Here is a 6,451-nt window from a genome sequence, read left to right as displayed (position 1 = left end):
TTCAAGCCCACGCCTATCGCTTCGATCAAGATACGTCGACCTTCATCGTCGAAGCACCGGAACACGTATGGCGCGCCGCCGGTCTCGACGAAATGAGCAAGGAAGACAGCATCGCCTTCTGCGAGCGACTGTTCGCCAAGTATCTCGACGGGCATCCGCTGATGTCGAACGCTGCACACTTGCGCGGCTCGGCACAGTGGATTCGCTTTCCGCGCGTCGTCAATCGCGAGTGGGTGCACTATCGGCCCCGCATGAGCGGCGGCACGACACCTATCGTCTTGATGGGCGATGCCGCCCACACGGCACATTTTTCAATCGGATCGGGCACGAAGCTCGCGCTGGAAGATGCGATCGCCCTGGCCGACAGCATCGACGCGCACCCGCACGATCTACCCGCCGCACTCACGCACTACACGCAAACGCGTAGCGTGGACGTACTGCGCATCCAAAACGCCGCGCGCAATTCGACGGAATGGTTCGAGCATGTGGACCGCTACGCGTCGTTCGAACCTGAGCAATTCGCCTACTCGCTCCTCACGCGCTCACAGCGCATCTCGCATGAAAACCTGCGCGAACGCGACGCAAGCTATGTCCGTTCCTTTGAACAGTGGCTGAGCGAGCACGCAGGCGCACGCCCCGTTGCCGGCGATGCCCATTCGATTCCCCCGATGTTCACGCCGTTTTCAATCCGCGACATCACACTCAAGAATCGCGTGGTGGTCTCGCCGATGGCGCAATACTCCGCCGTGGACGGCACCGTCGGCGACTATCATCTGACGCACCTCGGCGCGCGCGCGATGGGCGGCGCCGGCCTCGTCATGACGGAAATGACATGCGTATCTCCGGACGCCCGCATCACACCCGGCTGCCCGGGGATGTACACCCCCGAGCATCTGCATGCCTGGCGTCGCATCGTCGATTTTGTCCACGGTATGAGCGATGCGAAGATCGGCATGCAGCTGGGGCACGCAGGGGCGAAGGCATCGACGCGCGTGAGCTGGGAGGGTATCGATCAGCCGCTGCCCGACGGCAATTGGCCGATCATCTCAGCATCCCGTCAGCAGTACCTCTCAGGCGTGAGCCAGTGGTCCCGCGCTGCGACACACGACGAACTGCGCGAAATCGAAGCGCAATTCGTCCGCGCCGCGCAGATGGCAAACGAAGCCGGCTTCGACTGGCTCGAGTTGCACTGCGCCCACGGCTATTTTTTGTCGAGCTTCATTTCTCCGCTCACGAATCACCGCGACGACGAATACGGCGGTAGCCTCGAAAACCGTCTGCGCTATCCGCTCGAAGTGTTCAAGGCCATCCGCGAGGTTTGGCCACAAGCCAAGCCTATCTCGGTCCGGATCTCGGCGCATGACTGGGTGGACGGCGGCACGACACCCGACGATGCAGTGGCCATCGCACGCGCCTTCAAAGCGGCAGGCGCGGACATGATCGACGTCTCCTCGGGCCAAGTCAGCAAAGCCGAAAAACCCGTGTACGGTCGCATGTTCCAGACGCCGTTCGCCGATCGGATTCGAAACGAGGCTGGCATTTCGACGATCGCCGTCGGCGCCATCTCCGAAGCGGATCACGTCAACAGCATCATCGCGGCAGGCCGCGCCGATCTGTGCGCCATCGCCCGGCCGCACTTGGCGAACCCCGCCTGGACGCTGACCGAAGCGGCGAAGATCGGCTATTTCGACGTCGCATGGCCGAAGCAATACATGGCCGGTAAAACGCAGCTCGAACGCAACCTCGAACGCGAACGCGTCACGCACGCGGTAGGAGCGCAGCGATGACTACAAGCAAGCCCGCACTAGCCGAAATGCACGCCCTCGTCACAGGCGGCGGCAGCGGAATCGGTGCCGCGATTGCCCGCGCATTTGCCGACAATGGGGCGCGCGTCACACTGATCGGACGCGACGCCGCCAAACTCGACGCACAGCGTCTGCAACTCGGCGCGTCGCACGCCGTTCATTGCGCAGCCGCCGACGTGACAGATCCCGACTCGGTACAAGCCGCTTTCGCATCGGCACGCGACGCGCTCGGTCCAATCGACATCCTCGTCAACAATGCCGGCCAGGCCCAAGCCGCACCGTTCGGCAAAACCGATCTCGGGCTCTGGCAACGCATGCTCGACGTCAATCTGACCGGCACGTTTCTTTGCACTCAAGCCGCCCTGCCCATGATGATCGAGCGCGGCTTCGGTCGCATCGTCAACGTTGCCAGCACCGCCGGCCAAATCGGATATCCGTATGTCACCGCGTACTGCGCAGCGAAGCACGGCGTCATTGGCTTGACGCGCGCCCTGGCGCTCGAAACGGCAACGACCGGCGTCACTGTCAATGCCGTCTGCCCCGGCTATACGGAAACGCCGCTCTTGCAAACGTCGTTGGATCAAGTCGTCAGTAAAACCGGGCGCACACAAGACGATGCGCGCGCTGCCCTGCGGCGCGCCAATCCTCAACGGCGCTTCATCGAGCCGGCCGAAGTCGCATATACCGTGTTGTGGCTCGTCGCCCGCGAATCGGGCTCGATTACGGGCCAATCCCTATCCATCTCGGGCGGAGAAGTAATGTGAGCGACACCGTTCGCGCATCGACGAAAAAGCGGTCCGCACCGCAGCCGGAAAACGTCGTCGACCTCGAAATGCGTACCGGCACCGACAGCCATATGAGCCTGCGCCTCTGGCTACGTCTATTGACGACCACGAACCTCGTCCAAACCGAACTGCGCCGCCGTCTGCGTACCGAATTCGATACCACGTTGCCACGCTTCGATTTCATGGCGCAGCTCGAGCGTCATCCAGAAGGGCTCAAGATGAGCGAGATCTCGCGACGGCTCATGGTGACGGGCGGCAACGTGACGGGCTTGACCGATCAGCTCGAAAAAGAGGGGCTTGTCGCGCGCGACGTCGATCCGAATGATCGCCGCGCCTTCACCGTCAGGCTCACCCCCGCGGGCCGCACGCTATTCGACAAAATGGCGCGCGCGCACGAAGGCTGGGTGATCGAATTGTTCAGCGGCCTGTCGATGGACGATAAATCGAAGATGCATCAGCGCCTCGGCAAGCTGAAGACGCATCTGCTCGACAGCATCAAAGTGAGCCAGGGAAGCTAACGAAGGAGCAGAAGCGCGTGCACGCATCCGCACCGGCGCACCGCGTTATGCCCCGCTGAAAATGCATAGGAGATGAAACCATGACGGACGCTGCTTCCACCGCTGACGCCTTGCGGGCCGGGAATCGCACGACGCTCGCCTCGTATCGCGCACGCCACTTCGGATGGCGGCTCGAACAAGGCGTGGCCACGATCATGTTGAATCGCCCCGAGCGCAAGAATCCGCTGACGTTCGATTCGTACGCGGAGTTGCGTGACCTCTTTCGTCAGCTCGCCTACGCAACCGATGTCAAAGCCGTCGTCATTCATGGTGCGGGTGAAAACTTCTGCTCCGGCGGCGATGTCCACGAAATCATCGGCCCGCTTGTCGGCCTGCCGATGCCCGAGTTGCTGATGTTCACGCGCATGACCGGCGATCTCGTCAAAGCCATGCGTCATTGTCCGCAACCGATCGTCGCGGCCGTGGACGGCGTATGCGCGGGCGCCGGCGCAATCATCGCCATGGCATCCGACATGCGGCTCGGCACTGCCCGCAGCAAACTCGCGTTTCTGTTTACGCGCGTGGGCTTGGCCGGCTGCGATATGGGCGCCTGCTCGATCCTGCCGCGCATCATCGGGCAAGGGCGTGCTTCCGAATTGCTCTTTACGGGCCGATCGGTAAGCGGTGAAGAAGGCTTCGCCTGGGGCTTTTACAACCGCCTGTGCGATCCCGATCGTCTTTTGGCCGATGCTGACGAACTCGCGCAAACCATCGCCGAAGGTCCGACCTTCGCGCACAGTGTCACGAAGACGATGCTGCATCAGGAATGGAGCATGAGCGTCGACGAAGCGATCGAATCCGAGGCGCAGGCGCAGGCGATCTGCATGGCCACGCGCGACTTCGAGCGGGCGTACGAGGCATTCGCTGCGAAGACGCGGCCCGTCTTCCAAGGAGACTGAGCATGGCCAGCACGCAACGGCATGACATGCTCGACTGGCCGTTCTTCGAGGAACGACATCGCACGCTCGTGGATGAGCTCGACGCGTGGTGCGAGGCGCATCGGGAAATGTTGGAGCAGGCCGCACCGTTAGTGTCGGGCCCGCAGGGGCGCGCAAGCGTCGATGAACAATGCCGCCGGCTCGTCCGCGCCCTGGGCAAGGGCGGATGGTTGCGTTATGGCGTGGGTGGCGCCGCCTATGGCGGACATGGGGACACCATCGACACGCGCGCCGTCTGCCTGCTGCGCGACACGCTCGCTGCGCGTTCCGGCCTGGCCGATTTCGCATTGGCGATGCAAGGGCTCGGATCGGGCGCTATCTCGCTGGCCGGCACGGAGGAGCACAAGCGACGCTATTTACCGCGCGTGGCGAATGGAGAAGCCATTGCGGCCTTTGCACTGTCGGAACCGGAGGCGGGATCGGATGTCGCCGCGCTTTCGCTCGCGGCACGCGAAGACGGCGATGCATACGTGTTAGACGGCGAGAAAACGTGGATCTCGAACGGCGGCATCGCCGATTTCTATGTCGTCTTTGCACGCACTGGCGAGGCGCCGGGCGCACGCGGCATCAGCGCGTTCATCGTCGATGCCGACACGCCTGGGTTCACGATCGCCGAACGGATCGATGTGATCGCGCCGCATCCGCTCGCGAGGCTGCGTTTCGAAGCTGCCCGCGTGCCGAAATCGCAGCGGCTCGGAGTAGCCGGAGAAGGATTCAAGCTGGCGATGCGCACGCTCGATATCTTCCGGACATCGGTCGCCGCCGCGTCGCTTGGCTTTGCCCGGCACGCGATGCACGAAGCGCTGGCGCGCGCATCGTCGCGACGCATGTTCGGACAAACGCTCGGGGATTTCCAGTTGACGCAGGCCAAGCTGGCGGAGATGGCGCTCACGATCGATTCGGCCGCCCTGCTCGTCTATCGTGCCGCCTGGATGCGCGATCAAGGCAAGCGTGTCACGCGTGAAGCCGCAATGGCGAAGTGGCATGCGAGCGAGGGTGCGCAGCGTGTCATCGATGCGGCGGTACAGCTTTGGGGCGGTCAAGGGGTGTGTAGTGGAACGCCCGTCGAAACGCTTTATCGGGAAATTCGCGCGCTGCGTATCTACGAAGGCGCAACCGAAGTGCAGCAATTGATCGTGGGCCGTGATGTGCTCAAGACGCACGCGGCCACCCACGTTCAAGATCAAGCATCGGGGGCCGCATGATGACCGACGACGCACCGATCGTTTTCGAACGTCCCGTCCGCATTCGCTTTTCGCATTGCGATCCGGCGGGCATCGTGTTTTTTCCGCAGTATCTGACGCTCACGAACGTACTCGTCGAGGACATGTTTACCGAGGCGCTGCGCATCGACTATGCCGAGATGATCGGCAAGCGGCGCGTCGGCTTACCCATCGTCAAGCTCGACTGCGAGTTCGCACGACCGAGCCGAATGGGCGAAACGATCTCGCTGGCGCTGTCGCTGATCGACATCGGACGGCGCTCGATACGGATTCGGATCGTCGGCCGTGGGCTTAACGGCACGCGTTTCGCTGCCACGCAGGTGCTTGTCACGACGTCGCTCGAAACGGGCGAGTCGATCGACATTCCCAGCGACATCCGTGCCGCGCTGTCGCGCTCGGCTGCCACTCCCTCCACGCTCGAACACCAAGGCGCCTCACTATGAAACGTCCTCTGTTGCCGGCCGGCTGGCCGAAGCCGCGCGGCTATGCCAACGGCGTCGCCGCGCACGGTACGCAAATCTTTATCGCCGGCCAGATCGGCTGGGACGAAACGGGTCAGTTCCTCTCCGATGGGTTCGCGGATCAAGCGCGGCAAGCGCTGGCCAATATCGTCGCCGTGTTGAAGGAGGCCGGTGCCGGCCCCGAGGACCTGGTCAGAATGACGTGGTACGTGACCGATAAACGCGAATACCTCGCCGCATCGAAGGACATCGGTCAAGCGTTCCGCGAGCTGATTGGCGATTACGACATCGCCATGAGCGCGGTACAAGTCGTCGCGCTGATCGAAGACCAAGCAAAAGTCGAAATCGAAGCCACCGCCGTGATACCCGACTGACCCGGAGCAAGCCATGGAACCGTCTGCCCATGTCGATACGTTTGCGCGAGACAATCTGCCGCCGCAAGATCAATGGCCCGTCTTGCTGCTCGATCATCCCGATGTCTCCTACCCGAAGCGTTTCAACTGTGCGACGGAAGTGCTCGATGCCACGATTGCAGCCGGTCACGGCGATGGCGTAGCGATCTGGTCGGAGGTGGACGACAAGCCACACGGCACGACGTATCGCGAACTGCGCGAAACGGTCGATCGTTGGGCGCATGTGCTCGTCGAAGACATGGGGCTCGTGCCCGGCAATCGTGTCTTAC

Annotated in this window: 7 protein-coding genes and 1 pseudogene; all 8 read left to right on the top strand. The window is 62.7% G+C overall.

Going from position 1 to position 6,451, the window contains the following annotated elements; all coding sequences use genetic code 11:
* The coding region (locus ACTHL0_RS11520; protein ID WP_440566868.1) for an oxidoreductase at positions 1 to 1,787 on the top strand (1,787 nt) is incomplete at its 5' end.
* Positions 1,784 to 2,569, top strand: coding sequence for an SDR family NAD(P)-dependent oxidoreductase (locus ACTHL0_RS11515; RefSeq protein ID WP_440566867.1), 786 nt, complete (start codon positions 1,784 to 1,786; stop codon positions 2,567 to 2,569). The genes ACTHL0_RS11520 and ACTHL0_RS11515, both read left to right, overlap by 4 nt.
* Positions 2,566 to 3,108 (top strand): MarR family winged helix-turn-helix transcriptional regulator, encoded by a 543-nt coding sequence (locus tag ACTHL0_RS11510; protein WP_440566866.1) that lies wholly within the window; start codon positions 2,566 to 2,568, stop codon positions 3,106 to 3,108. The genes ACTHL0_RS11515 and ACTHL0_RS11510 overlap by 4 nt, the downstream gene beginning before the upstream one ends.
* An 80-nt stretch (positions 3,109 to 3,188) precedes the next feature.
* A complete protein-coding gene (locus ACTHL0_RS11505) occupies positions 3,189 to 4,046 on the top strand; it encodes an enoyl-CoA hydratase family protein (RefSeq protein ID WP_440566865.1) in 858 nt (285 codons plus the stop codon).
* Between the two features lie 2 nt (positions 4,047 to 4,048).
* Positions 4,049 to 5,290 (top strand): acyl-CoA dehydrogenase family protein, encoded by a 1,242-nt coding sequence (locus ACTHL0_RS11500; protein WP_440566864.1) that lies wholly within the window; start codon positions 4,049 to 4,051, stop codon positions 5,288 to 5,290.
* Positions 5,287 to 5,751 carry an acyl-CoA thioesterase gene (locus tag ACTHL0_RS11495; RefSeq protein ID WP_440566863.1) on the top strand — a complete coding sequence of 155 codons (465 nt, stop codon included), beginning with the start codon at positions 5,287 to 5,289 and terminating at the stop codon, positions 5,749 to 5,751. Before ACTHL0_RS11500 ends, ACTHL0_RS11495 begins: the two co-directional genes overlap by 4 nt.
* Positions 5,748 to 6,143: a RidA family protein gene (locus tag ACTHL0_RS11490; protein WP_440566862.1), complete on the top strand. Its 396-nt coding sequence runs from the start codon at positions 5,748 to 5,750 to the stop codon at positions 6,141 to 6,143. The genes ACTHL0_RS11495 and ACTHL0_RS11490 overlap by 4 nt, the downstream gene beginning before the upstream one ends.
* A gap of 13 nt (positions 6,144 to 6,156) precedes the next feature.
* Positions 6,157 to 6,451, top strand: a pseudogene (locus ACTHL0_RS11485) (2-aminobenzoate-CoA ligase); the annotation flags it as partial.

Origin of the sequence: Trinickia sp. (genome assembly GCF_051961175.1) — a bacterium.
GTDB lineage: Bacteria > Pseudomonadota > Gammaproteobacteria > Burkholderiales > Burkholderiaceae > Trinickia.
The sequence above is the reverse complement of the archived record's forward strand: the minus strand, read 5'-3'. Positions and strand labels throughout refer to the sequence as shown.